20 protein-coding genes are annotated in these 22,345 nt (G+C 62.6%); 8 read left to right on the top strand and 12 right to left on the bottom strand.

Annotated features, from left to right (window positions below; translation table 11 throughout):
• The first annotated feature begins 91 nt into the window (after nt 1-91).
• Nucleotides 92-1,351, top strand: coding sequence for a lysophospholipid transporter LplT (lplT, locus tag ACK2VC_RS00640; RefSeq protein ID WP_486731677.1), 1,260 nt, complete (start codon nt 92-94; stop codon nt 1,349-1,351).
• A 13-nt stretch (nt 1,352-1,364) separates the two neighbouring features.
• Here lplT and ACK2VC_RS00635 read toward each other — a convergent pair whose 3' ends face one another.
• Genes ACK2VC_RS00635 through tsaB form a run of 4 tightly spaced genes read right to left on the bottom strand, consistent with a single transcriptional unit; the run spans nt 1,365 to nt 4,228 of the window.
• On the bottom strand, nt 1,365-2,336 hold the full coding sequence (locus tag ACK2VC_RS00635) for a DUF1853 family protein (RefSeq protein ID WP_486731676.1): 972 nt from the start codon (nt 2,334-2,336) through the stop codon (nt 1,365-1,367).
• Nucleotides 2,314-3,063, bottom strand: a complete 750-nt coding sequence (locus ACK2VC_RS00630; RefSeq protein ID WP_486731675.1) for a uracil-DNA glycosylase — start codon at nt 3,061-3,063, stop codon at nt 2,314-2,316. Before ACK2VC_RS00630 ends, ACK2VC_RS00635 begins: the two co-directional genes overlap by 23 nt.
• Complete coding sequence (gene rimI / locus ACK2VC_RS00625) at nt 3,060-3,548, bottom strand: ribosomal protein S18-alanine N-acetyltransferase (RefSeq protein WP_486731674.1); 489 nt, start codon at nt 3,546-3,548, stop codon at nt 3,060-3,062. The genes ACK2VC_RS00630 and rimI overlap by 4 nt, the downstream gene beginning before the upstream one ends.
• On the bottom strand, nt 3,545-4,228 hold the full coding sequence (gene tsaB / locus ACK2VC_RS00620) for a tRNA (adenosine(37)-N6)-threonylcarbamoyltransferase complex dimerization subunit type 1 TsaB (RefSeq protein WP_486731673.1): 684 nt from the start codon (nt 4,226-4,228) through the stop codon (nt 3,545-3,547). Before tsaB ends, rimI begins: the two co-directional genes overlap by 4 nt.
• Before the next feature lie 63 nt (nt 4,229-4,291).
• Here tsaB and ACK2VC_RS00615 point away from each other — a divergent pair, with 63 nt between their 5' ends.
• The 4 genes from ACK2VC_RS00615 to ACK2VC_RS00600 all read left to right on the top strand — a co-directional run bounded on the left by ACK2VC_RS00615 (nt 4,292) and on the right by ACK2VC_RS00600 (nt 7,719).
• On the top strand, nt 4,292-4,726 hold the full coding sequence (locus tag ACK2VC_RS00615; protein WP_486731672.1) for a thioredoxin family protein: 435 nt from the start codon (nt 4,292-4,294) through the stop codon (nt 4,724-4,726).
• A gap of 135 nt (nt 4,727-4,861) precedes the next feature.
• On the top strand, nt 4,862-5,716 hold the full coding sequence (locus tag ACK2VC_RS00610) for a hypothetical protein (RefSeq protein WP_486731671.1): 855 nt from the start codon (nt 4,862-4,864) through the stop codon (nt 5,714-5,716).
• Between the two features lie 151 nt (nt 5,717-5,867).
• Nucleotides 5,868-6,845, top strand: a complete 978-nt coding sequence (locus ACK2VC_RS00605; RefSeq protein ID WP_486731670.1) for a restriction endonuclease — start codon at nt 5,868-5,870, stop codon at nt 6,843-6,845.
• Between the two features lie 274 nt (nt 6,846-7,119).
• The gene (locus tag ACK2VC_RS00600) at nt 7,120-7,719 is read left to right on the top strand and encodes a MarC family protein (protein WP_486731669.1); all 600 of its coding nucleotides are present in this window, start codon (nt 7,120-7,122) and stop codon (nt 7,717-7,719) included.
• Nucleotides 7,720-7,854: 135 nt separating this feature from the next.
• Here ACK2VC_RS00600 and ACK2VC_RS00595 read toward each other — a convergent pair whose 3' ends face one another.
• The 3 genes from ACK2VC_RS00595 to ACK2VC_RS00585 are packed head-to-tail and all read right to left on the bottom strand — an operon-like array spanning nt 7,855 to nt 11,554.
• Nucleotides 7,855-10,080, bottom strand: coding sequence for a malate synthase G (locus tag ACK2VC_RS00595; protein ID WP_486731668.1), 2,226 nt, complete (start codon nt 10,078-10,080; stop codon nt 7,855-7,857).
• A 29-nt stretch (nt 10,081-10,109) separates the two neighbouring features.
• Entirely contained in the window at nt 10,110-10,868 is a 759-nt protein-coding gene (locus tag ACK2VC_RS00590) for a sulfite exporter TauE/SafE family protein (protein WP_486731667.1), read from the bottom strand.
• Nucleotides 10,865-11,554 carry a haloacid dehalogenase type II gene (locus ACK2VC_RS00585; protein ID WP_486731666.1) on the bottom strand — a complete coding sequence of 230 codons (690 nt, stop codon included), beginning with the start codon at nt 11,552-11,554 and terminating at the stop codon, nt 10,865-10,867. The genes ACK2VC_RS00590 and ACK2VC_RS00585 overlap by 4 nt, the downstream gene beginning before the upstream one ends.
• Before the next feature lie 146 nt (nt 11,555-11,700).
• Between ACK2VC_RS00585 and ACK2VC_RS00580 the strand changes: the two genes are divergently transcribed.
• Complete coding sequence (locus ACK2VC_RS00580; RefSeq protein ID WP_486731665.1) at nt 11,701-12,606, top strand: LysR family transcriptional regulator; 906 nt, start codon at nt 11,701-11,703, stop codon at nt 12,604-12,606.
• A gap of 104 nt (nt 12,607-12,710) precedes the next feature.
• Here the strand turns inward: ACK2VC_RS00580 and ACK2VC_RS00575 are convergent, their stop codons facing one another.
• Nucleotides 12,711-12,914: a cold-shock protein gene (locus ACK2VC_RS00575; RefSeq protein ID WP_486731664.1), complete on the bottom strand. Its 204-nt coding sequence runs from the start codon at nt 12,912-12,914 to the stop codon at nt 12,711-12,713.
• A gap of 441 nt (nt 12,915-13,355) precedes the next feature.
• On the opposite strand from ACK2VC_RS00575, the gene ACK2VC_RS00570 reads away from it, so the two are divergent.
• Nucleotides 13,356-16,574, top strand: coding sequence for a bifunctional diguanylate cyclase/phosphodiesterase (locus ACK2VC_RS00570; protein ID WP_486731663.1), 3,219 nt, complete (start codon nt 13,356-13,358; stop codon nt 16,572-16,574).
• Here ACK2VC_RS00570 and pobA read toward each other — a convergent pair.
• Nucleotides 16,550-17,728 (bottom strand): 4-hydroxybenzoate 3-monooxygenase, encoded by a 1,179-nt coding sequence (gene pobA / locus ACK2VC_RS00565; protein WP_486731662.1) that lies wholly within the window; start codon nt 17,726-17,728, stop codon nt 16,550-16,552. The two genes, ACK2VC_RS00570 and pobA, sit on opposite strands and share 25 nt — an antisense overlap.
• Before the next feature lie 292 nt (nt 17,729-18,020).
• Here pobA and ACK2VC_RS00560 point away from each other — a divergent pair, with 292 nt between their 5' ends.
• Nucleotides 18,021-19,196 carry an ABC transporter substrate-binding protein gene (locus tag ACK2VC_RS00560; protein ID WP_486731661.1) on the top strand — a complete coding sequence of 392 codons (1,176 nt, stop codon included), beginning with the start codon at nt 18,021-18,023 and terminating at the stop codon, nt 19,194-19,196.
• A gap of 249 nt (nt 19,197-19,445) precedes the next feature.
• On the opposite strand, the gene ACK2VC_RS00555 is transcribed toward ACK2VC_RS00560, so the two are convergent.
• The 3 genes from ACK2VC_RS00555 to ACK2VC_RS00545 all read right to left on the bottom strand — a co-directional run bounded on the left by ACK2VC_RS00555 (nt 19,446) and on the right by ACK2VC_RS00545 (nt 22,343).
• Entirely contained in the window at nt 19,446-20,708 is a 1,263-nt protein-coding gene (locus ACK2VC_RS00555) for a CynX/NimT family MFS transporter (RefSeq protein ID WP_486731660.1), read from the bottom strand.
• A 167-nt stretch (nt 20,709-20,875) separates the two neighbouring features.
• On the bottom strand, nt 20,876-21,598 hold the full coding sequence (locus ACK2VC_RS00550) for an ABC transporter ATP-binding protein (RefSeq protein WP_486731659.1): 723 nt from the start codon (nt 21,596-21,598) through the stop codon (nt 20,876-20,878).
• Nucleotides 21,591-22,343: an ABC transporter ATP-binding protein gene (locus tag ACK2VC_RS00545; RefSeq protein ID WP_486733278.1), complete on the bottom strand. Its 753-nt coding sequence runs from the start codon at nt 22,341-22,343 to the stop codon at nt 21,591-21,593. The genes ACK2VC_RS00550 and ACK2VC_RS00545 overlap by 8 nt, the downstream gene beginning before the upstream one ends.
• Between the last annotated feature and the right edge of the window lie 2 nt (nt 22,344-22,345).

Below are 22,345 nucleotides of genomic sequence, written 5' to 3'. Positions count from 1 at the left end.
CACCCGGATGTGGCGACTCTGGAGTCGGGGCACACCGATATTTTCGTGGTATAAAGCAGGCCGGAGCCATTTCGTTACCTCACCAATGCGGATGAATCGCGGTTTTTACACCATTATGGCGGCGCAGTTTTTTTCGTCGCTTGCCGATAATGCGCTCCTGATCGCAGCCATCGCATTACTGGTCCAGATGGATTCGCCGGCGTGGATGACGCCGCTGCTGAAGCTGTTTTTCGTCCTGTCCTACGTCTTGCTGGCGGCTTTCGTCGGCGCCTTTGCGGATGCGCTGCCGAAGGGCCGGGTGATGTTCATCACCAACCTGATCAAGGTTTTCGGCTGCGGCCTGATGTTTGCCGAAGTCCATCCGCTGATCGCCTACGCGGTGGTCGGCTTCGGCGCCGCCGCCTACTCGCCGGCCAAGTACGGCATCCTCACCGAACTGCTGCCGCCGGAAAAACTGGTCGCCGCCAATGGCTGGATCGAAGGCCTGACGGTCGCCTCCATCATTCTCGGCACGGTCATGGGCGGGGCGCTGGTCAACGAACATATTGCCGCCGGCTTGCTGAAATTCGATTTTCCGCTGATCGATACCGGTATCGACACTCCGACCGAAGCAGCCCTCTCGGTCATTGCCACCGCCTATCTGATCGCCGCCGCCTTCAACCTCGGCATACCCGATACCGGCGCCCGCTACGCCCGCCAGCAGCGCAACCCGCTGCGCATGGTGGCGGACTTCGCGCGCTGCTACACCAAACTGTGGCACGACAAGCTGGGACAAATCTCGCTGGCGGTGACCACCCTGTTCTGGGGCGCCGGCGCCACCCTCCAGTTCATCGTCCTGAAATGGGCCGAGAATTCGCTTGGCATGCAACTCGATCACGCCGCGATCCTGCAAGGCGTGGTGGCGGTCGGGGTCGCGCTCGGGGCCGCGGCGGCGGCCCGCTTCGTGCCGCTGAAGCGATCGCTGTCGGTGATGCCGTTGGGTATTGCGATGGGCCTGGTGGTGACCGCGATGACGCTGGTGCACACCGCCTGGGTGGCTTACCTGCTGCTGATCGTCATCGGTATGCTGTCCGGCTATTTCGTGGTGCCGATGAATGCCTTGCTGCAGCATCGCGGCCATGTCCTGATGAGTGCCGGCCATTCGATTGCGGTTCAGAATTTCAACGAAAACATGTCGGTGCTGACCATGCTGGTGCTGTATGCGGTGATGATCAAGCTGAATCTGGACGTGAATCTGGTGATCGTCCTGTTCGGCCTGTTCGTCTCCGGCACCATGTTCGCCGTGATGCGCAGGCACGCCGCCAATCAGCGCCAGCACGATTCGCTGGCGCAAATCGGCGAGCACAAGTAAGCCGGCGCTGCAGTCAGGCGCCGCGTTCCAGCGTGGCGATGCGGTCGCAAGCGCGCTGCCGCCAGTCGTTGGGCGCCACGAACCCACGTTCCGTTTCCAACCCCAGCTCGCCTTGCACGCCCAGTCGCGCCACTAGCACAGGCGTGCTGTTGGCGCGGTAATACGCAGCCAGCGCCTCTTGCAGCTGGTTGCGGTCGATGCATTCCGCCAGCGGCACGCTGGCGGGAGCCAGCCAGTCGAGGCGCGGTAGCACGGCGTATTGCCCTTGCGGCAAGTCGTCGGTTTCTTCCAGCGCGCACCAGAAGCCGCGGCAATGCGCCGCGGACAATCCCGCGCACGACGGCTCCGGAACCGCGCCGGCATGATAAAACAGCCAGCCCTTGATCAGCGCCTGCGCCCCGGCCAGCGCTTGCGGCAAGTGCGCCTGGGCCGCCGGATGCCGTCCCAGCGCCAGTTGCCGCTCCAGAATCTTGCGCACCTTAATGTTCAGCATGTCGGCCAGGCTGGGACCCATGAAATAGCCGCCGGCGTGATCGCCGGCGACTTGCAGCAGGTAAAACTTGGTGGCGAATTCCCAGTGCAGCAGGGCCGTGCCCTGGCGCAGCAGGAAATCGAACTCGCCGATGGTCGCGTGTCTTTCGTCCTGCACCTGCACGCTGTGCGCGACCAGGATACCGCGCTGCTGAAAATAGAACGCCATCAGCTTTTCCGCGTAGCGGCCGAGGCGTGTGCGAGGCTGCAACTCCAAAAATGCGTGCAATGGCTGCGGCGCGCGGTCCAGCGCGCTCAGCCAGTCGTCGATCTGCGGTTCGGGAGTCAGCCGCGCGATCTTGCCCTGCCACTGCGGCGCCTGCCAATCCAGCAAATCCGGCGCGCACAGCAGCCAGGCCAGGGCCCGCACATGGCGATCATGCAGATGGCTCCAGCGGGAATGGAATTGCGCCTGAAAATCGGGCTTCGGATCAGTGTTGGCTGCCGTTGGCATAGGTGTCTTGCGCCAGGCACAGGTCGGCCCAGGCCTTGCTCTTGTCCGCCAGATTTCGTAACAGGTAGGCCGGATGGTAAGTCACGATCAGCGGCAGGCCGGCATGCCGATGCACCTTGCCGCGCAAGCTCGATACCGGTGTCGCCGGATCCAGTTGCAGCAGCGACAGCGCCGCGGTCTTGCCGAGCGCGACGATGACGGCTGGCTGGATCAGCGCAATCTGCCGTTGCAGGTACGGCATGCAGGCGCCGATTTCAGCCGCTTCGGGCGGCCGGTCGCGACCGTTGGCATCGGTAGGCCGGCATTTCACGATGTTGGCGATGTAGGCATTGTCGCCGCGCGCCAGCCCCATCGCCGCCAGCATGTTGTCTAGCAACTTGCCGGCCGGCCCAACAAAGGGCTCGCCGCGAAGATCCTCGTTACGCCCCGGACCTTCGCCAACAAACAGCCATTTCGCTTTCCGGTCGCCGGCGCCGAGCACGCTGTGCGTTCGGCCTTCGCACAAACCGCAGCGGCGGCATGCGGCCACTGCCTGCTGCAATTGCGCCCAATCCATCTCGGCAATCGCGGCCGAGTCGCCAGTAGCCGGCGCCGGAGTTTGCGGTTCACCGGCGTCGCCTTCGAACAGCGCCTCCGGCGGCGCGGCGCCGGGTGCGCGCCGGCGCAGTTGCCACTGCGGTCCGATGCCGATTTCCTGCAAAAGCAGCGCGCGCCGCTGTGCCGTCATAACATCAACCTCATGACGATCGCGTCTTCGCGGCCGCCACCGGCGGCCGGATAATAATTTTTGCGCACACCGATCTGGACAAAACCATAGCGTCGATAGATCGCGGCCGCGCGTGGGTTGGAGGGCCGCACTTCGAGCAGGATCGAGTTCATCTCCTGCTCGCGCGCCACTGCCACTACCTGGTCCAGCAGCAGGCGGCCAACGCCGCGCCCTTGCCAATCACGGCGCACGCTGATGTTCAGCAAATGCGCCTCATCGACCGCCAGCATCAACAGGAAATAGCCGATCAGGTTTTGCTGTGGGTCGCGCACCACGCGGCAGCGATAGCCGCTGGCCAGCGCGTCCAGAAAATTACCGCGCGTCCACGGATGGGTGTAGACGTCGTTTTCGATTTGCAGCACAGCTTCCAGGTCGACCACGCGCATCGGGCCGAACTGCAGCGGCAGACCCGGTGTTTCCTGCGGCGGTTGGGCCAGCGCGCTCATGCCCGCCCCTGCGCCTGGCGCTCCAATGTGGTCAGCGCCACCCGATTGCGCAAGTACAGCGGCTGCGCCTGCTGCGGCTCCCGTCCGCGTCCCTGCGCCAGCGCCAGTTGCGCCAGCCGCGCGATGTCGCGCGCATGCGGCACGATCTGCGGCAGCGCCAGCCAGCCGTGAGTGGAAAATTCATCGGCAAATGCGGTCAGGCCGTTGCCGCAAGCCGCTACCCGTCCCTGCGGCGCCACCTGCCGCGGCAGCGACAGGGCCGGCGCCAATACCTCCTGCCAGCCCTCCCGGTAGCGATACTGCGCCCAATACACTTCGCCCATGCGCGCATCCAGTAGCGTCAGCAGATCATCGCCGGCACCGGCGTTGCGGCCGGCCTCGGCCATCGCTTCCAGCGTGACCACCGGCAGCACCGGCAAGCCGGCGCCGAACGCCAGTCCCTGGGCGATGCCGCACGCAGTGCGCACGCCGGTAAACGAACCGGGGCCGGCGCCAAAAGCGATCGCGTCGCACTGTGCCAGCTTGAGGCCCGACTCGGCCAGCAAGCGTTGCACCATCGGCAGGATCGATACCGAATGGGTCTCGACGCCGGACGATTCCAAGGCCAGGCTGCGGCCGTCATGCAAGAGCGCGGCGGAGGCCAGCTCGGTGGAAGTTTCAAGCGCCAGAATGGTAGACATGGGCGGTATTTTACCGCGCCCGGCCGGCCGCACACAGCGCCGGTAACACGGTAAAATGGCCGCATGCCAAGCCTGATTCTCGACAACGACAATCGCTCCCAACTGGCCGCCATGCTGGCCGGTGAGCGCTGGCTCGTGGCCTGCCTGTGCGCCGCCTGGTGCGACAGTTGCCGCGCCTATCAGGCCACCTTCGAGGCGCTGGCACAGCGCCACCCGGACAAGCATTTCGTCTGGATCGACATCGAAGACCAGGCCGATCTGGTGGGCGATCTGGACGTTGAAAATTTCCCGACGCTGTTGATCCAGCAAGGGGATCTGGTCGCCTTCTTCGGCTGCGTGGCACCCGACTTGCGGGTGGCAGATCGGCTGATCGCCGCCCAGGTCGAAAAAACGCCGGATGAACTGCGCCATGAAGCCGGCAGCAGCGCAGAAAGACAGCACTGGCAAGCGGAGTGCAACCTGCGTCGGCGCTTGCAGGAAGCGGCCGACACTCCCTGATTTGCGCGCCCTCCAGGCGCAAGAACCCCCGCGGTCGGCAGGGATCATGGCCGCTTGAGCGGCATCAAACTAAACGAACCGAGCCTGTTTCATGATGGGGAACTCCGCCGGAGTCTCCCCATCCTTGCAGCGAGCATGAAAACAGGCCGATTCCTGATCATCGTCGCACTCGCTTCCGTCCTTGCCAGCGTCAGCGCCAATAGCGGCGGCGGGATCGGGCAGCGCTGGCCCGGCTTGGGCTGGCACACGGCGGCACCAGCACCGGCTGCGGTCAAGTTCCGCACCGAAGGCGCCTGCCCAGTGCCGATTCTAAGCCGCGCCATCGCCTTCAAGGGGGGCGCCACTACCGGCGAGGAAGTTACCCTGAAACTGGATACCAGCCGCCATACCTACGAAATACGCATCGACGCCAGCAAGACTCCGGGACGGCAAGGCATGTTGCGCCATGGCAAACTCTTGTTGGACCAGCACGACTGCAGCTACCAGTTATCGGGCGAAGCCGCGGCGCGTCTGGCGGTCAACAGGGATGGCGTGCTGTTCGGCGGCATCGAAGCCGACACCGAGGATGCCGCCGATACTGCGCCGGCACTGATCGTGGCGTTCAAGGAAGTTTCCACCAACCTCGCCGACCTGAGCGGCAACTGGTGGGTGTTTGAAAGCAGGAGCGGTAGTGCCAGGCGCCCTGGCGCTGCCTACGAAGCGAGAATTCTGCCGGACGGCCGGATCAGCCGGTGCGAACTGAAGGACAGCGCCAACGCCCAATGCGGCGCGGGCATCGGCCGCATTTACTCGAATGGCGCGGTATTCGTCAACCAACAAGAGAATGGCGACATCGAAACGCTGGTAGTGGGACGGGTGGCCGGCAAATTCGTGCCGATCCTGCTGCAACAGGGCAGCGCCGGCTCCAGCATGCGCATCCTTGCCCCGCACCATCCGCCCGCGCCTTCGCACCCGTCGTCGAAGTCGCGGCAGCCCTTTCAGCAGCAGTAAAAATAAGCTTGCCGAGCTTCAAAAATGCCCGCGACTGCGTGTATATTTCCAGCAATGGTTGCCTGACCAACATATTCGGCCGCCAACAGCGACAACATCCGAACCCAGTATGTCAGCGCGGCCCAGACCAGTCACGTGGAAGGCAGGTACGATGATGCGTTCACGGCGGAGCACTTTGTCGGCTGGCGTCAACCGCGCAATGATCGGGCTCGGGCTGGCGTACCTGTTACTGCATATCGGCGCCAGCGCCGAATGGGCGGAGCTACCGGCAGCGAGCCTGAACCGGGTCGCGAACTGGCTGTTTCTCCTGTCGCTGCCGCTGGTCGGCGCCTGGCTGCTGCTGTTGTTGACGTCGACCAAGGATGACCGCAGTCGGCAACGACGCCGGCCGCGCACCACCATCCCCGGCACGGCGCCTGCCGACTCGACGCTCTGGCGCGCTCCGAACCCCGACAGCCGCTGGCTCGACACCCACCACGATGTGCTTAGCCGGGCCGAGCGGCCGGAACATATGGCCAGTGCCTGTACGGCAACACCGATTGTGCCGCCGTCGCAACGCCGGCCCTCACAGTGGACGTTGTCTCTGCTACGGGAACTGGAATGGCAACGCTTCGAATTGCTGTGTTCGGGATTTTTCCAGGCGCTCGGCTTCGAGGTACGCGTGCATGGGCGCGGCGCCGATCGCGGCCTCGAACTACACCTGTATCGGCCCGGGAGCAACGATTGCCAGGCGATCATGTATTGCAAGAGCTGGCATGCGCGCCAAGTCGGCATCCATCGGGTCCGGACCCTGTATGACCTGATGGCGGAAAACCGGGTCGCGCGCGGTGGCTACCTGACCAACACCGCTTACGCCAATGACGCGATCAAGTTTGCCGCCGACATCGGCCTGCATCTACTGGACGACAAAGGCTTGCTGGCGCAGATTCGTGCGTTGCCTGAGCAACAGCAGCAATTGCTGCTGGACCAGATCACTGAAGGCGACTACCGCACACCGACCTGTAATGTTTGCGGCAAAAAAATGAACCTGCATCACAATAGTAACGGCCAGTCGATATGGCGCTGTTCAGGTTACCCGACCTGCAAGAACCGGCTGGTGATACCGCACCAACCGGCGGAATTTGCCTGAGTCAGGGAGGCGTGACTGCGCGTGTAGGATGATTCTGGGTGCGCCTGCAAATTTTTACATACTCCCAACATATACTGCCGATTTTCGCCGTAAAAATACAGAATTTCTAACATACTCTGCCTTACTTTTGGAAGCTGGCTGGTGCGAGCAAACCGGTCAGGACAGCAACACCGACACCGGGTCCCTTCGTCCATTTCGGCATGCGTGGTGTCAAATCCGGCCAAGCACCACAACATGACCGGGCAGTCTCGATTGCCAATTCAGAAACCTGCCCATGAGCCAAAGTTTCTTTCAATCCTTTATCTTGCTGCTGCTGGTAACCGATCCGTTCGGCAACGTGCCGCTGTTCGTCGCCGCCATGGCCAAGGTGCCGCCGGAACGGCGCTGGCGGGTCGTGGCCCGCGAGTGCGCGATCGCCTTCCTGCTTCTGCTGCTGTTCATGTTTTTCGGCCGCCATTTCCTGTCGGCGCTGCAGTTGTCGGAGGTGGCGTTGCGCATCGGCGGCGGCGTAATCCTGTTCCTGATCGCGCTGCGCATGGTGTTTCCGCAGGCCGGCGGACTCATGGGCGACGTCGAATCGACGCAGGAGCCATTTATCGTGCCGCTGGCGATTCCGGCGCTGGCCGGACCGTCGGCGCTGGCCACCGTGCTGCTGTTTTCTTCCGGCACTCGCAGCGAAATGCTGGTCCATGTGGCCGCTCTGGCGCTGGTGGCGCTGGTTTCGCTGTTGGTGCTGCTGGGCGCCGAGCGCATGCAGCAAGTGCTCGGCACGCGCGTGGTGTCGGCGTTCGAGCGTCTGATGGGATTGATCCTGACCGCGATGGCAGTCGAAATGTTACTGACCGGAATCCGCAGCTACGTGCGGACGCTGTAACGGAACCGGCCCGGCAGCCGGAAATGGCACGGCCGGGCCGTCATCGCTGGCCTGGAAGCGCGGATCGCCTCGGACGTAATCGCGCGGCCGGCGCCCATGGCGCCGCCGGCTGCACGACCAGGAAACGCTATGCGTTTACTGCGCAGTGCCCGCCTTCACCCTCTGCCGCCATGCGTGCAGCAGCGGCTCGGTGTAGCCGCTTGGCTGCTCCAGCCCCTTCAGCACCAGGTCGCGCGCGGCACAAAACGCTGCCGACGCGTCGAAATTCGGCGCCATCGGCCGGTAGGACGGATCACCAGCGTTCTGGCCGTCCACCACCTTGGCCATGCGCTGCAGGGTTTCCAGCACCTGCGCTTCGGTGACGATGCCGTGCAGCAGCCAGTTGGCGATGTGCTGGCTGGAGATGCGCAGCGTTGCGCGGTCTTCCATCAGGCCGACGTTGTGGATGTCGGGCACCTTCGAGCAGCCCACGCCCTGATCGACCCAGCGCACCACGTAACCGAGGATCCCTTGCGCATTGTTGTCGAGTTCCTGCTGGATTTCGGCCGCGCTCCACTTCGGATCAGCCGCCACCGGAACTTCCAGCAAGCCGTCGAGCAGGCGCTCGATCTCGGCATTGGTGGCGGATTTTTCCAGTTCCTGCTGCACCTGGTCGACGTTGACCTGGTGGTAGTGCAGCGCATGCAAGGTGGCGGCGGTTGGCGACGGCACCCAGGCGGTGTTGGCGCCAGCCTTCGGATGGGCGATCTTCTGCTCCAGCATCGCCGCCATCAGGTCGGGCATCGCCCACATGCCCTTGCCGATCTGGGCGCGGCCGCGCAAGCCGCACGATAGGCCGACCAGCACGTTGCTGCGCTCATAGGACGAAAGCCAGGTACTGGTCTTCATCTCGCCTTTGCGCACCATCGGGCCGGCGTGCATGTCGGTGTGCATCTCGTCGCCGGTGCGGTCGAGGAAGCCGGTGTTGATGAAGGCCACGCGCGCCGCCGCTTCCTTGATGCAGGCCTTGAGATTCACGCTGGTGCGGCGCTCTTCGTCCATGATGCCGAGCTTGACGGTGTTGGCCGGCAGCCCGAGCAGCGCTTCCACGCGGCCGAACAGTTCACTGGCGAACGCCACTTCGGCCGGGCCGTGCATCTTCGGCTTGACGATGTAGACCGAGCCAGTGCGCGAGTTGCGAAATTCCGGGCTGTTGCGGTTCAGATCGCGCAGCGCAATCGCGGTCGTCACCACCGCGTCCAGGATCCCTTCCGGGATTTCCTTGCCGCCGTCGTAGAGTACCGCCGGGTTGGTCATCAGGTGGCCGACGTTGCGCAGGAACAAGAGCGAGCGACCATGCAGCGCCACCACGCCATCGCTGGCGTCGGTGGCGCCGACGCCGGCGGTGTACTGGCGATCACGATTCAGGGTGCGCTCGAAGGTCTTGCCGCCCTTGGTCACGCTTTCGGTCAGCGTGCCTTGCAGGATGCCGAGCCAGTTCGCATAGGCCAGCACCTTGTCATCGGCATCCACCGCCGCGATCGAGTCTTCCAGATCGAGGATGGTCGACAGCGCCGCCTCGATCACCAGGTCGGCCACGCCGGCCGCATCGCTCTTGCCAATCGGCGTGTTGCGGTCGATGCGGACGTCGATGTGCAGGCCGTTGTTCTTCAACAGCACCGAGGACGGCGCCCCGGCCTGGCCCTGATAACCAACGAATTTGTTCGAGTCGGCCAGGCCGGTGGCGCGGCCGTCCTTCAACTGCACCAGCAGCTTGCCACCATCTACAGTGTAGGCGGCCGCATCGCGGTGCGAGCCCTGGGCCAGCGGCGCGGCCTGGTCAAGGAAGCCGCGGCCGAAGGCGATCACCTTCTCGCCGCGCACCGGGTTGTAGCTGGCGCCGCCAGGGCCGACGCGGGCGGCGCCGTCGGTTTCGGGAATCGCGTCGGTACCGTACAGCGCGTCGTACAGCGAGCCCCAACGCGCATTGGCGGCGTTCAGCGCATAGCGTGCATTCAGGATCGGCACCACCAGTTGCGGGCCGGCCTGCAGCGCCAGTTCGGCGTCGACGTTTCGGGTGATGACCGCCACTTCTTCCGGCTGCGGCACCAGGTAGCCGATCGATTGCAGGAAGGCGCGGTAGGCCGCCTTGTCGCGTACCGGACCGGGATTTGCCTGGTGCCACTGGTCCAGTTCCTGCTGCAGGCGGTCGCGCTCAGCCAAGAGCGCGGCGTTCTTCGGCGCCAGTTCGCGCACGATGGCGTCGAAGCCCTTCCAGAAGGTGGCGCTGTCGATGCCGGTGCCCGGCAGGACCTTGTCCTCGACGAAACGATAGAGGTTGGTGGCGACTTGAAGTCCGTGGCAGGTCGTGCGTGCAGTCATGTCTGAGCTCCGGTAAAAATGAAAAACGATTACAGCGTCTTGTAAAAATAGAATGCGGTGAGGACAATGCCGACCGCGATGATGAAGCGGCGCAGCCAGAGCGCGGGGATCTTGCGCGCTACTGTGGCGCCCCAGTAGCCGCCCAGGGTGGCCGTGGCAAGCATGATCAGGGTGTAAGGCCAATCGACTGCGCCGGCGATCACGAAGGTGGTCACCGTCACGCTGTAGATTACGGCCGACAACAGGTTTTTGATGGCGTTGATTTCGTGGACGTCGTCATGCCCGGCCATCGCCAGGCTGGCCAGCATCAGGATGCCCATGCCGGCGCCGAAGAAGCCGCCATAGACCGATACCACCGCATGGCCCGCCAGCGCGCCCGGCGTGTTCTGCGGCTTGCCGGCGTGCGCGCCGCGCAGAATCTGCGAGATGCGGCCGGAAAACGCGAACAGCAGGGTCGCGAACAGCAGCAGCCAGGGGATCAGCTTGGAAAAGGTCGCGTCCTTGGTGGTCAGCAACAGCAGGCCGCCGCCGACGCCGCCCAGCAGTGAAACGATGCCCATCGGGATCAGATAGCGCTTGTAGCGCGCCAGCTCCTTGCGGTAAGCCCAAGCGCCGGACAGGCTGGCCGGCCACAGCGCGACCGAATTGCTGGCATTCGCGATCACCGGCGGCACGCCGGCCACCAGCAGCGCCGGAAACGAAAAGAAGGTGCCGCCGCCGGCTACCGAGTTCATCGCGCCGGCGAGGAAGGCGGCGGCCGCCACCATGGCTATCTGCCATCCGCTCATAGCGCCTCCGCCAGCGTCGTGCGCAGGAACGGCAACAGGCTGGTCATGTCGCCGCCCGTGCCGTCCGGCGTCACGCCGAGCTGTTCGAACGGCAACTGATTGCGATTGACCCAGAAAGTGGTGTAGCCAAACCAGGCGGCGCCGCAAATATCCCAGCCGTTACCGGAGACGAACAGGATATGGCGCGCCGACAAGCCGAGCACGTCAGGGCCCAATTGGTAGGCTTCCGGCGCGGTCTTGAATTTCTTCACCGCGTCAACCGACAGGACGTGGTTGAACAGGCCCTCCATTCCGGCCGCCCGTACCGCCTCATCCAGCATTTGCGGATTGCCGTTGGACAGGATGGCGGTTTTCAAGCCGAGGCTCCTTATTTCGCGTAGCGCCTCAAGATTTTCCGGAAAGGCGGGCAGTTTCGCGTACTGTCCCATCAACGCGTTATGGGCGTCGACCGTCAGATCCAACCCAAGCCGCTCGCAGGAAAAGATCAGCGCTTCCTGGGTCACTTCCCAGAATGGCTTGTACATCGAGCACATGGTGCGCAGCTTCGTGTATTCGATCTGCTTGTCGCGCCACAACGCGGACAGCGCCGTTCCTTTGTTCGGATACAGCTTTTCAGCCAGCGCGGTGATCGCATAGACGTCGAACAAGGTGCCGTAGGCGTCAAACACAACTGCTTGGATGGTCATCGGAGCCTGTCTTGGGTCAACATGACACACGCGTCATGGAAATAATCGGAATGACATGCTGTACAGTACAGTATATTTAATCTAAAAACGCATAGACCAAACCATTTATAATTTCATTTTTGCTTTTTAGTCATAAATAAAGTTGTATGAGCCAATTCAAGCAGCTCGCAACCTTTGTCGAAGTGGCCGCCAGGGGTAGCCTGTCGGCTGCCGCCCGCAGCGAGGGGATCGCGCCAGCAGTGATCGGGCGCCGCCTGGATGCGCTGGAGGCGCGCCTGGGCGTCAAGCTGCTGCAGCGCACCACACGCAAGATCGTGCTGACCAACGAAGGTGCGGCGTTTCTGGAAGATTGCCAGCGTATCCTGGCCGAACTGGAAAACGCCGAAGCGGCGGTGTCCGAACGCAGCATCAACGCCAGCGGTCATCTGTCGATTTCAGCGCCGGCCGGCTTCGGTCGCCAGCATGTGGCGCCGCTGCTCCCCTCATTCCTGGCTGAACACCGCAACGTCACGCTCAACCTGAATTTGAACGACCGCGTGGTCGACTTGCTGGGTGAAGGGATCGACGTCGCGATCCGCATTGCGCCACTCTCGGACTCCACCATGATCGGCGTCAAGCTGGCAGCCAACAAGCGCGTGCTAGTGGCGGCCCCCGACTATCTGGCCCGGCATGGCGTCCCCGCCGCGCTGGACGACCTGGCGCGGCACAATTGCCTGGCAATGAGCAGCGATGGCAGCCAACGCGGCTGGACCTTCCGTCAGAACGGCAAGAACGTGACCCTGAAGGTCAGCGGCAACATGGAGTGCAACGACGGCGCGGTGCTGCATGACTGGGCACTGGCCGGCAAGGGGCTGGCGTGGCGCTCGATGTGGGAAGTTGGCGCCGCCATTGAATCCGGCCAACTGGTAACGGTACTGGATGAGTTTGCCGCGCCGGGCAACGACATTTATGCGGTCTTCGCCCAGCGCCGCCACCTGCCGCTGCGAATTCGCGCTTTCGTCGATTTCCTGCGGCGCGCCTATGCCAGGCCGGACTACTGGCGGCCTGCCTGATCACCGGACGCCGCGGGTGAATCGCCAAGCCGGACGATTCACAGAGCAAAAAAAATCCCCGGCGAACCGGGGATTTTTTGCGTATTCGGCTTACAGCGCGTAGCTTACAGCGGCTGAATGTTCGAAGCTTGCTTGCCTTTCGGGCCGGCAGTCACTTCAAAGGAAACGCGTTGATTTTCCTGGAGCGATTTGAAACCGCTGCTCTGGATAGCCGAGAAGTGCGCGAAGAGGTCTTCGCCGCCTTCATCAGGGGTGATGAAGCCAAAACCTTTTGCGTCATTGAACCATTTTACGATACCAGTTGCCATTACAATTCCTATTTCAGTTAAGTTGGGCAGATGCCCGTGAGATCGTTTGAACCAAGAAGGAATGACAGACTGATACTGCGCACCACTAACTCGAATCTCAACGATTTCACCATTATATACTGACTATATTCGTAAAAGTCAAAATAATCAGCAAGGTAACAGCGGTCGCGCCACCCGCCGTTTTTTGCATGCATACAGGCAAGCGCCCCGCCATCCGTACCTTCCAATCTTCAATCACTGCAATATGATCCGGCTGACCTGCCGTGACCCACGATGTCGCGTCGAATTTATATACGGCAAACAGAAAAATTGCTTTAGAACCGGGATTTTTTGCCGTTAACGGCGCAAGCCTCGTTTTCCGCCAAGCATGCCGGTCAATTCCGGTTTCTGCAGTTTTCTGCCTGTCAACACGACGAGGATATCGATGGAACGGACTCCCGCATGCCGGCAAGCAATCTGAAAACCCGCCCCGCGCGCGCCCTGCCGGCGTTGCTGTTCTTTGTTGCGCTGATTACCGCTGTCATCATCGCCCAGCTTTGGTGGGCCAGCGCCCAGGATCGGCGCTTGTTGCTCGATTCGGAGCGAGCCAACGCGCTGGTCGCGGTACGCGGCCTAGAAGAACACGCCGGTCAGATCCTGCACGGCGCCGATCGCGCAATCGACGCCACCATCAAAACGCTACACGGCAGCGGCGAAGATATCCTTGCTGACGAGGAAAAACTGCGGCGAATTCTGGTGCGCGAACAGCAGAATACCGCCTATCTGCAATCGATCCGCTATATAGACCTGAACGGTATCAGCCGCACTACCTCGTTTGCGCAGCAAATCGGGCCAATCGACCTCAGCGACCGGCAATACATCCGGTTCCTGGCCGCGCACCCGGAACGGACGGAAAGCAGGATCGGACAGCCGATCAGGAGCCGCTATGATGACCAGTGGATCGTGCCGATTGCGCGCAATTTGTTCGATCTCAAAGGAAAGCGGATCGGGATCATCGGCGCGTATATCCGCATATCGTATTTCGAGGAGTTTTACCAGCGGGTAGCCAGGAACAATGGCGCCATGGTCTCGTTGTACGCCAATGACGGTTTCATCCTAGTGCGCTCGCCGTTCGATGAGCGTTACATGGGAATGGACATTTCCTCCTTCCCGGCGGTGCAAGGGATCAGCGACGGCAATATCGAAGGCTCGCTGGAGGGAGCGGCACCGCTACTCGAGCAGCGCCCTCACCTGTTCGTCTGGCGCAAGCTGGCGGATTTTCCGGTCACCGCAGTATATGCGCGCGACATGGGGGCGGTGCTGGCACCATGGGAGCAACGCACGCGCGACCGCCTCCTGTTTGCCGGGGTGGCGATCGGCTTCATACTGGCGCTGGCAGCCCTGCTGGCGATCCAGGTACGCCGCCTGCAGCGATCATCGGCGCACTTGAGCGCAAGCGAAAACCGCTATGAAACCCTGTTCGAAGGCGTCAACGACGCGATCCTGCTGTGGAACCGGGACAACGTTTATGTCGACTGCAATCAGGCTGCGGTAGCGATGTTCGGCGTCACCGACAAGCAGCAGATCGTTGGCCGCAAGATCGGCGATTTTTCTCCCGCGGAGCAACCTCGCATGGCATCGACGCCGCATAGCCGACAAGCGCGTATCGACGCTGCGTTGCGCGGCGAACCGCAGCATTTTGAGTGGAGCACGTGGCGCCACGGCAAGCTATTTCCAAGCGACGTGACGCTCAGCCGTGCGGAAATCAACAATGAAAGCCTGGTGCTGGCGGTGTTTCACGACATCAGCATCCGCAAGCGCGCGCAGGCCTTGCAAAGTGGCCAAAACCAGATACTGCACATGATTGCCGCCGGCGACGATCTGAACGCGATCCTGACCGAAATCGTGCTGTTTGTGCAGCAGCATGCACCGCACGCCTGTTGCGCGATTCTGCTGCTGGATGATGCGCACACCCATTTTTCGTATGCCATTGGGCCATCGATCATGCAGGAGGCAGACGCGGTCAGCGGTATGCCGGTAGTCATCGGCAATGGCTGCTGCAGCGAGACGGTATTAAGCCGCTACCCGGTAATCATCGAGGATTTTCAGGGCCATCCGTCCAGGATCGGGCTGCAGGCATGGACCGGTCCGCTCGATTTTGCCTCCTCCGGATCGTGGCCGATCATGGGCAAACGCGGCCAGATCCTGGGCGCGTTCACCATGCTTTTCAGCGAGCGCAGGACACCCGACGCCGACGACATGCAGCTGGTCGGGATCAGCACCGATCTGGCGGGAATCGCGATTGAAAGCCGTAAAGCGGAAGAGCGGATCCTCCATCTGGCGCATTACGATGAACTGACCGGCCTGCCAAACCGCTTCCTGTTCATCCAGCATCTGGACAAGGCGCTGGCGCATGCCGAACGCCAGCACAACCAGATTGCGGTCCTGTTTCTCGATCTGGATCGTTTCAAGAACATCAATGATACCTTCGGCCATGAAGCTGGCGACTACGTGCTGCGCGCCAGCGCGGCACGCATGCAGCAGTCGCTGCGCGAACAGGACACGATCGCGCGTGTCGGCGGCGATGAGTTCCTGGCCCTGGTCGAGGATTACCACGATCCGCACAAGCTGGGTGAAATCGCCCAGCGCCTGCTGACGGAAGCGGCGGCACCGTTCGAAATCAACGGCAACGAATACCAGTTAAGCGTCAGCATCGGCATCGCCACCTATCCGGATGACGGTCTGGATGCGCAGGCGTTGCTGAAGAATGCCGACATCGCCATGTATCGAGCCAAAACCACCGGCAAGAACAACTACCAGTTCTATTCGGCGGAGATGAATACCCACAGCATCGAGCGCGCGAGGCTGGAAGCGCGGCTGCGCCGCGCCATCGAGCAGCGCGAGTTTGTTGTCCATTACCAGCCAAAAGTGGACGTCAAGAGCGACCGCATCGTTGGCGCCGAAGCGCTGGTGCGCTGGCAACATCCGGAACGCGGCCTGCTGTTGCCGGGAGAATTCATCGCGCTGGCCGAGGAAGCCGGCCTGATCGGCGCGCTTGGCATGCTGGTGCTGGATATTGCCTGCCGCGACATAGCGGATTTCGAGCGCAACGGGCGGGCGTTTGGACGGGTGGCGATCAACCTCTCGGCAGCCCAGTTCAGCCAGGCCGATTTGCTGCAGCAAGTCAGCAAAACCGTCGCAGCATGGCAAGTTTCTCCATCCAGCCTGGAATTCGAAATTACCGAAAGCATGGTCATGTTCAACCGCGAACAGGCGATCCGGCTGATGGACGGTATCCGCGACCTCGGCTGCACGTTGTCAATCGACGACTTCGGCACCGGTTATTCCTCGCTGGCCTATCTGAAGCGCTTCCCGGTCAACAGCGTCAAGATCGACAAGTCCTTCATCAACGACATCCCGCACGGCCCTAACGATTCCGCGATCGTGCAAGCGATCATTGCCATGGCGCACAGCCTGGATCTGGACGTGACGGCGGAAGGTGTGGAAACCGGAATCCAGTTGCAGACCTTGCGCCAATTCGGCTGCGACATGTTCCAGGGGTTTTACTTCAGCAAGGCGGTCGCGCCGGCCGAATTCATGGCACTGATTGAGAACCAGGTCCGGGAACCGGCTCGCCTGCAACGCCGCAAGCAGGTTTACGGCAGCGCCAAGCCAACGTAGTTTTCCGCCAGCACGGTAGACGCGGCACGCGACCCGACCACGTAATCCAGTTCCGAGCGCTGCATCCGGTACTGGAATTCCGATTCGTTATCCAGGCGATGCAGCATCGACGTCATCCACCAGGAAAAATGTTCCTTGCGCCAGATATGGCGCAGGCAGGTGGCCGAATAGCCCTGCAGCAAATCGTCGCGCCCCGCGTGGTAGCGCGCCGTCAGCGCGGCGGCCAGCACCTTGACGTCGTCCATGGCCGCATTCATGCCCTTGGCGCCGGTCGGCGGCACGATGTGGGCGGCGTCCCCGGCCAGGAACAATTTACCGTACTGCATCGGCTCGGCGACAAAGCTGCGCATCGGCGTCACCCCTTTTTGCAGGATCGGCCCCTCGTTCAGCTTCCAGCCATCTGCGGTTTCCAGCCGGGTGTGCAATTCGCTCCAGATGCGATCGTCCGACCACTGCGCCAAGTCTTCGTCCGGTTTGCACTGCAGATAAAGCCGCGTGATTTGCGGCGAGCGCATCGAAAACAGCGCAAAGCCGTGCTGGTGCTGGGCATAGATCAACTCGTGGGCGGCTGGCGCCGCTTCGGCCAGGATACCCAACCAGGCAAAGGGGTAGGTGCGCTCGAAGTGCCGGATCACGCCGGCCGGGATCGAACTCCGGGAAATGCCGTGGAAACCGTCGCAGCCGGCAATGTAATCGCATTCGATTTGGGCCGTCTCTCCACCGTGGCGAAAGCGGATCTTGGCAGCGCCTTGCTGTTCGTCGAAATCATCCAGGCTGACATCGCTGACTTCAAACAGGATCCGACCGCCGGCATCCAGCCGGGCGGCGATGATGTCCTTGACCACTTCCTGCTGTCCGTAGACCGTGACCGCCTTGCCGGTCAGGGCACGGAAATCGATCCGATGGCGGCGCCCGCCGAACAACAGTTCGATCCCCTCGTGCACCAGTCCCTGCGCCTGCATGCGCTCGCCGAGTCCGGCCTGGTTCAGCAGATCGACGCTGCCCTGCTCCAGCACACCGGCGCGAATCCGCTGTTCCACATATTCGCGCGTATGGCGTTCGATCACGATCGATTCAATTCCCTGCAAATGCAGCAGATGCGACAACAGCAAGCCCGCCGGACCTGCGCCAATGATGCCAACCTGTGTTCGCATGCCGCTACTCCTCACCATGAAAAAATACGAAGAAAAAGCAGATAACGGCCTTGCCCGGTCGCCACTGCCTGCATTATTTGTTCGTTAATCGCACATATAGTTGCTAACCGAACATACGCTGCGATAATATTGCGTGCACCGGACACTGTCAAGAATGGTTCGCCGTGCTCGGCGGTCATGTATTGCAAGTCGCTATACTTGCCGGCAGACAGGACATCCGGACTTGCAACCACCGGGAAATATCGCCAACAAGCGGCATACAGCCGTATTGCTTCAACCACGGGAGACAGCCATGAAGTTCAGCAAAACGCTACAGTCGATAACAGCCGTTGCGGCCCTGGCGCTGACCGCCTTCGCCGCGCACGCCGAAGACACCATCAAGGTCGGCCTGATCGCGCCCTTCTCCGGGCCGTTCGCCGATTACGGCAAGCAGATGGATGCCGGCATCAAGGCCTACATGAAGCTGCATGGCGACAAGGTAGCGGGCAAGAAAATCGAAATCATTGCGAAGGACACCACCGGCCCGGTGCCGGAAATCGCCAAGCGGCTGGCGCAAGAATTGATCGTGCGCGACAAGGTGGATTTCCTGGCCGGCTTCGGCTTGACGCCGGAAGCGCTGGCAGTGGCGCCCATCTCCGCCCAGGCCAAGAAACCGATGATCATCATGAACGCCGCGACCTCGATTATTACCACCAAATCGGATTACATCGCGCGCGTCTCGATGACGCTGCCGCAAATATCGGCGCCGATGGGTACCTGGGCGGTCAAGAACGGCATCCAGAAAGCGGTGACGCTGGTGGCCGATTACGGCCCCGGCATCGACGCCGAAACCGCCTTCAAGACCAACTTCATCGGCGGCGGCGGCCAGGTCACCGAATCGATCCGGGTACCGCTGAAAAATCCGGAATTCGCACCTTATATCCAGCGCATCAAGGATGCCAAGCCGGATGCGGTATTCGTGTTCGTGCCGGCCGGCGAACAGGGCATCGCCTTCATGAAGGGGTACCGCGAGCGCGGCCTGGCCGAAGCCGGCATCAAGGTGATCGCCACCGGCGACCTGACCGACGACCATGTGCTGAATTCGATGGGCGAGCCGATCCTGGGCGTGATCACCACCTTCCACTATTCGGCCGACCACAAGTCACCGCAAAACGCCAAATTCCTGAAAGCCTTCGCCGACGCCAACCCGAACGGCGGTCGGCCGAACTTCATGGCAGCCGCAGCCTATGACGGCATGGCGGCGATTTACGAGGTCTGCAAGAAGCTGAACGGTCAGATCGACGGCGACAAGGCGATGGCGGTGCTGAAAGGCATGAAGATCGACAGCCCGCGCGGCCCGATCACGATCGATCCGAAAACCCGCGACGTGGTGCAGACCGTGTATGTGCGCAAGGTGGAAAAGGTCGGTGGCGAACTGTACAACGTCGAGTTCGACAAGTTTCCCGACATGAAAGACCCCGGCAAGTAGGCATCCAGCGCCGGCTCAGGCCAGCGGTAAAAAGCTCCCGCGGCAGGCTTGCCACGGGAGCTTTTTTTTGGTCTCCCGATCGCCAATCGTCGGGCGCCCTATCCTGGACCACATACTCCATGCATAAGCCGTCTAACTCCGCCTATAAATGGTTGTTTACAGAAAATACTCCAGTTGTTCTAGAGGACGGCGGATTCCGGGCAGATGTCCGGTAACGATTTTGCTTGGCTTGCGGCAAGGCCGGGCGTGTTATGCGGCCGCGTCCAGCCGTGCCTCGACGTGGAGATTGCGCCCGGCGCCGAGCCCGGCCACCAGTGCGCCGGCAAAAATCGCGACAAACAGCAGCGCTGAACTGTTCCAGCCATGGCTGGCGTCATGCAGGACACCGACCGCCAGTGGCCCCAGGGCCGCCAGCGCATAGCCGACACCCTGCGCCATGCCGGACAGCGCCGCCGTCACTTGCGGGTTCGGCGCGCGCAGCACGATCAGCGTCAGCGCAATACTGAACGAGCCGCCCTGCCCCAGCCCCAGCAGCACGGCCCACCACCAGACGCCGGCCAGCGGCGCATACAAGCAACCCAACAGGCCGCTGATGACCATGCACATCATGATCCCGATCGCGGCGCGCTGGTCGCGGCCCAGGGTGGCCATCCACGGCCCGCCGAGCGCGGTCAGCAATTGCAGGCCGATCGACAGCGACAGCACCCAGCCGGCGTCCAGAGGCGTCATGCCGCGTTCGATCAGAATCGTCGGCAGCCAGCCGAATACGCAATATGCCAGCGCTGATTGCAAGCCCATGAAGCAGGTCACCTGCCAGGCCAGTTTGCTGGCATACAGGCCGCGCACCACTTGCGCGGCGTGGCGACGGTGTTGCCCAGGGCGGCGCAATTGCGGCCACCAGGCCCATGCCGCCAGCAGCGCCGGCAAGGCCCAGAACGCCAGCGCGGAGCGCCAGTCGTCTTGCGCCAAATGTTGGATCGGCACCGTCATGCCGGCCGCCAGCGCCGCGCCCAGGCACAAGGCCATCGTATACAAGCCGGTCATCCAGCCCAGCCGATGCGGAAAGTCGCGCTTGATAATTCCTGGCAATAACACCATGACGACGCCGATACTGCCGCCGACCAGCACGGTACCGGCAAACAATCCGGGCAGGCCGAAAAAAATCCGGGCTCCGATACCAAAAGCCAGCACCAGCAAACCATACAGCACGATCTTTTCCGGCGTGAAGCGATAGGTCAGGCGCGGCGCCAGCGGCGCAAACACGCCAAAGCACAATACCGGCAAGGTGGTCAGTACCCCGGCCGCGGCTGACGACATGCCGGTGGCGGCACGAATCGCTTCCAGGATGGCGGCGACGCTGGATAATGCCGGGCGCAGGTTAACGCCGACCAGGAACAGCGCGAGCGTCAGCAATATGCGGTTGCGACGGCTCGCGGCCTGGGTCAGATTGGAGGAAACTCCTTGCTGCGCCGTTGCAGAAGAGGCGGTATCGGTTCCATGCGGCAGATTCATTGGTATTTTTCATATTTCACGACGATCGCGCTCTCGCGCTCGCCTGGGAGCTGCTGGAGCGTTTTCTGCTCACGCAAGCGCACCAGCGTAACGGCGCGGATTTTGCGGGGCAGCTGAAGCTTACCCGAAGCGGCATCGTTTCGCGGCGCCGCACTCCGAAGAGCTCTTCAGGCCACCGCCACTAGCCGGTTCAAGGTCGCCGCATCCTGCAGCAGGCTGCCGCTGTCGGAATCGTGCACGATGCGGCCGCGATCCAGCACGATCGCGCGCTGCGTCAACGACAGCGCCAGCCGCGCATGCTGCTCAACCACGATCACCGACATGCCGGACTCCTCCACCAGCGTGCGGATCACGCGCAGCAATTCCTGCACGATGATCGGCGCCAGCCCTTCCATCGGCTCATCCAGCAGCAACAAGCTGGGATTGACCATCAGCGCGCGCCCGATCGCCAGCATCTGCTGCTCGCCGCCGGATAGTTGATTGCCCATGTTGGCGCGCCGCTCCTGCAGGCGCGGAAACAACTGGTACACCTTGGCGACGTCCCAGGCGCCGGGGCGCGCCACCACCGTCAGGTGCTCTTCCACCGTCAGCGACGGGAACATGCAGCGTTCCTGCGGGACCCAGCCGAGGCCGGCGTGGGCGCGGCGCCAGGTCGGCATCCGCGCCACATCGCCACCGCGCCAGCGAATGCTGCCGCCATGCAACTGGGTCTGTCCCATCAGGGTCAGCAGCAGGCTGGTCTTGCCGACGCCGTTGCGGCCCAAAAGCGCGATGCTGTCGCCCTCCTGCATCGAAAACGTGATGTCTTCAAGCGCCACCGCCGCGCCATAGCCGGCGCAAACGCTGTCGAGCGCGAGCAGTTCGCGGCCGCCGTGGATACCGTCAGTCATCCTGCGCCTCTCCCAGATACACTTCCTTGACCCGCTTGTCGGCGGCAATCTCGGCCGGCGTGCCTTCGGTCAGCACGCGGCCACCGACCAGCACCGTGATGCGCTCGGCGAAGCGGAACACCAGCCCCATGTCGTGCTCGATGAAGACGATCGTCACGTCGCGCGGCAGTTGCGCGATCACCTCGAACAGTTCGGCGCTCTCGGCCGACGGAATGCCGGCCGCCGGCTCGTCCAGAAGCAGCACCTTCGGCTTGGTCGCCAGAGCCAGCGCGATCTCGACCAGCCGCTGCTTGCCGTACGGCAGGTTGCGCGTCACCGTGTTCGCATCCGCCGCCAGTTTCAGCGTCGCCAGCAAGGCCAGCGCCTCCTCGATCGCCGCCGCCTGCCGCGCCACGGTGCGCTGCCAGACGCGCTGCCGGCCGTCGCGCTCGAAGATCGCCAGCAGCACCGATTCCAGTACCGTCAGGCCGGCGAACAGAGTGTTGATCTGGAAGGTGCGGGTCATGCCGCGCTTGACCCGCTGGTGCTGGGGCAGGCCGGTGATGTCCTCGTCGCCGAAAAACACACGGCCGGCGCTCGGCTCCAGCGCACCCGTCAGGAGGTTGATGAAGGTGGTCTTGCCAGCGCCGTTCGGCCCGATCAGTGCATGCCGGCTGCCGGGCGCAAACGACAACGAGACTTCGCTGTTGGCCTTGAAGGCGCCCCACTGCTTGGACAGGCCTTCGGTGCGCAGCGTGGTGTTCATGA

The sequence above is a fragment of the Herbaspirillum sp. WTB6 genome, assembly GCF_057457785.1.
The sequence above is the reverse complement of the archived record's forward strand: the minus strand, read 5'-3'. Positions and strand labels throughout refer to the sequence as shown.

Excerpts from the sequence above, each read along its gene's own strand:
- lplT (WP_486731677.1), top strand. The coding sequence starts at position 92 with ATGAATCGCGGTTTTTACACCATTATGGCGGCGCAGTTTTTTTCGTCG.
- ACK2VC_RS00635 (WP_486731676.1), bottom strand. The coding sequence starts at position 2,336 with ATGCCAACGGCAGCCAACACTGATCCGAAGCCCGATTTTCAGGCGCAA.
- ACK2VC_RS00630 (WP_486731675.1), bottom strand. The coding sequence starts at position 3,063 with ATGACGGCACAGCGGCGCGCGCTGCTTTTGCAGGAAATCGGCATCGGA.
- rimI (WP_486731674.1), bottom strand. The coding sequence starts at position 3,548 with ATGAGCGCGCTGGCCCAACCGCCGCAGGAAACACCGGGTCTGCCGCTG.
- tsaB (WP_486731673.1), bottom strand. The coding sequence starts at position 4,228 with ATGTCTACCATTCTGGCGCTTGAAACTTCCACCGAGCTGGCCTCCGCC.
- ACK2VC_RS00615 (WP_486731672.1), top strand. The coding sequence starts at position 4,292 with ATGCCAAGCCTGATTCTCGACAACGACAATCGCTCCCAACTGGCCGCC.
- ACK2VC_RS00610 (WP_486731671.1), top strand. The coding sequence starts at position 4,862 with ATGAAAACAGGCCGATTCCTGATCATCGTCGCACTCGCTTCCGTCCTT.
- ACK2VC_RS00605 (WP_486731670.1), top strand. The coding sequence starts at position 5,868 with ATGATGCGTTCACGGCGGAGCACTTTGTCGGCTGGCGTCAACCGCGCA.
- ACK2VC_RS00600 (WP_486731669.1), top strand. The coding sequence starts at position 7,120 with ATGAGCCAAAGTTTCTTTCAATCCTTTATCTTGCTGCTGCTGGTAACC.
- ACK2VC_RS00595 (WP_486731668.1), bottom strand. The coding sequence starts at position 10,080 with ATGACTGCACGCACGACCTGCCACGGACTTCAAGTCGCCACCAACCTC.
- ACK2VC_RS00590 (WP_486731667.1), bottom strand. The coding sequence starts at position 10,868 with ATGAGCGGATGGCAGATAGCCATGGTGGCGGCCGCCGCCTTCCTCGCC.
- ACK2VC_RS00585 (WP_486731666.1), bottom strand. The coding sequence starts at position 11,554 with ATGACCATCCAAGCAGTTGTGTTTGACGCCTACGGCACCTTGTTCGAC.
- ACK2VC_RS00580 (WP_486731665.1), top strand. The coding sequence starts at position 11,701 with ATGAGCCAATTCAAGCAGCTCGCAACCTTTGTCGAAGTGGCCGCCAGG.
- ACK2VC_RS00575 (WP_486731664.1), bottom strand. The coding sequence starts at position 12,914 with ATGGCAACTGGTATCGTAAAATGGTTCAATGACGCAAAAGGTTTTGGC.
- ACK2VC_RS00570 (WP_486731663.1), top strand. The coding sequence starts at position 13,356 with ATGCCGGCAAGCAATCTGAAAACCCGCCCCGCGCGCGCCCTGCCGGCG.
- pobA (WP_486731662.1), bottom strand. The coding sequence starts at position 17,728 with ATGCGAACACAGGTTGGCATCATTGGCGCAGGTCCGGCGGGCTTGCTG.
- ACK2VC_RS00560 (WP_486731661.1), top strand. The coding sequence starts at position 18,021 with ATGAAGTTCAGCAAAACGCTACAGTCGATAACAGCCGTTGCGGCCCTG.
- ACK2VC_RS00555 (WP_486731660.1), bottom strand. The coding sequence starts at position 20,708 with ATGAATCTGCCGCATGGAACCGATACCGCCTCTTCTGCAACGGCGCAG.
- ACK2VC_RS00550 (WP_486731659.1), bottom strand. The coding sequence starts at position 21,598 with ATGACTGACGGTATCCACGGCGGCCGCGAACTGCTCGCGCTCGACAGC.
- ACK2VC_RS00545 (WP_486733278.1), bottom strand. The coding sequence starts at position 22,343 with ATGAACACCACGCTGCGCACCGAAGGCCTGTCCAAGCAGTGGGGCGCC.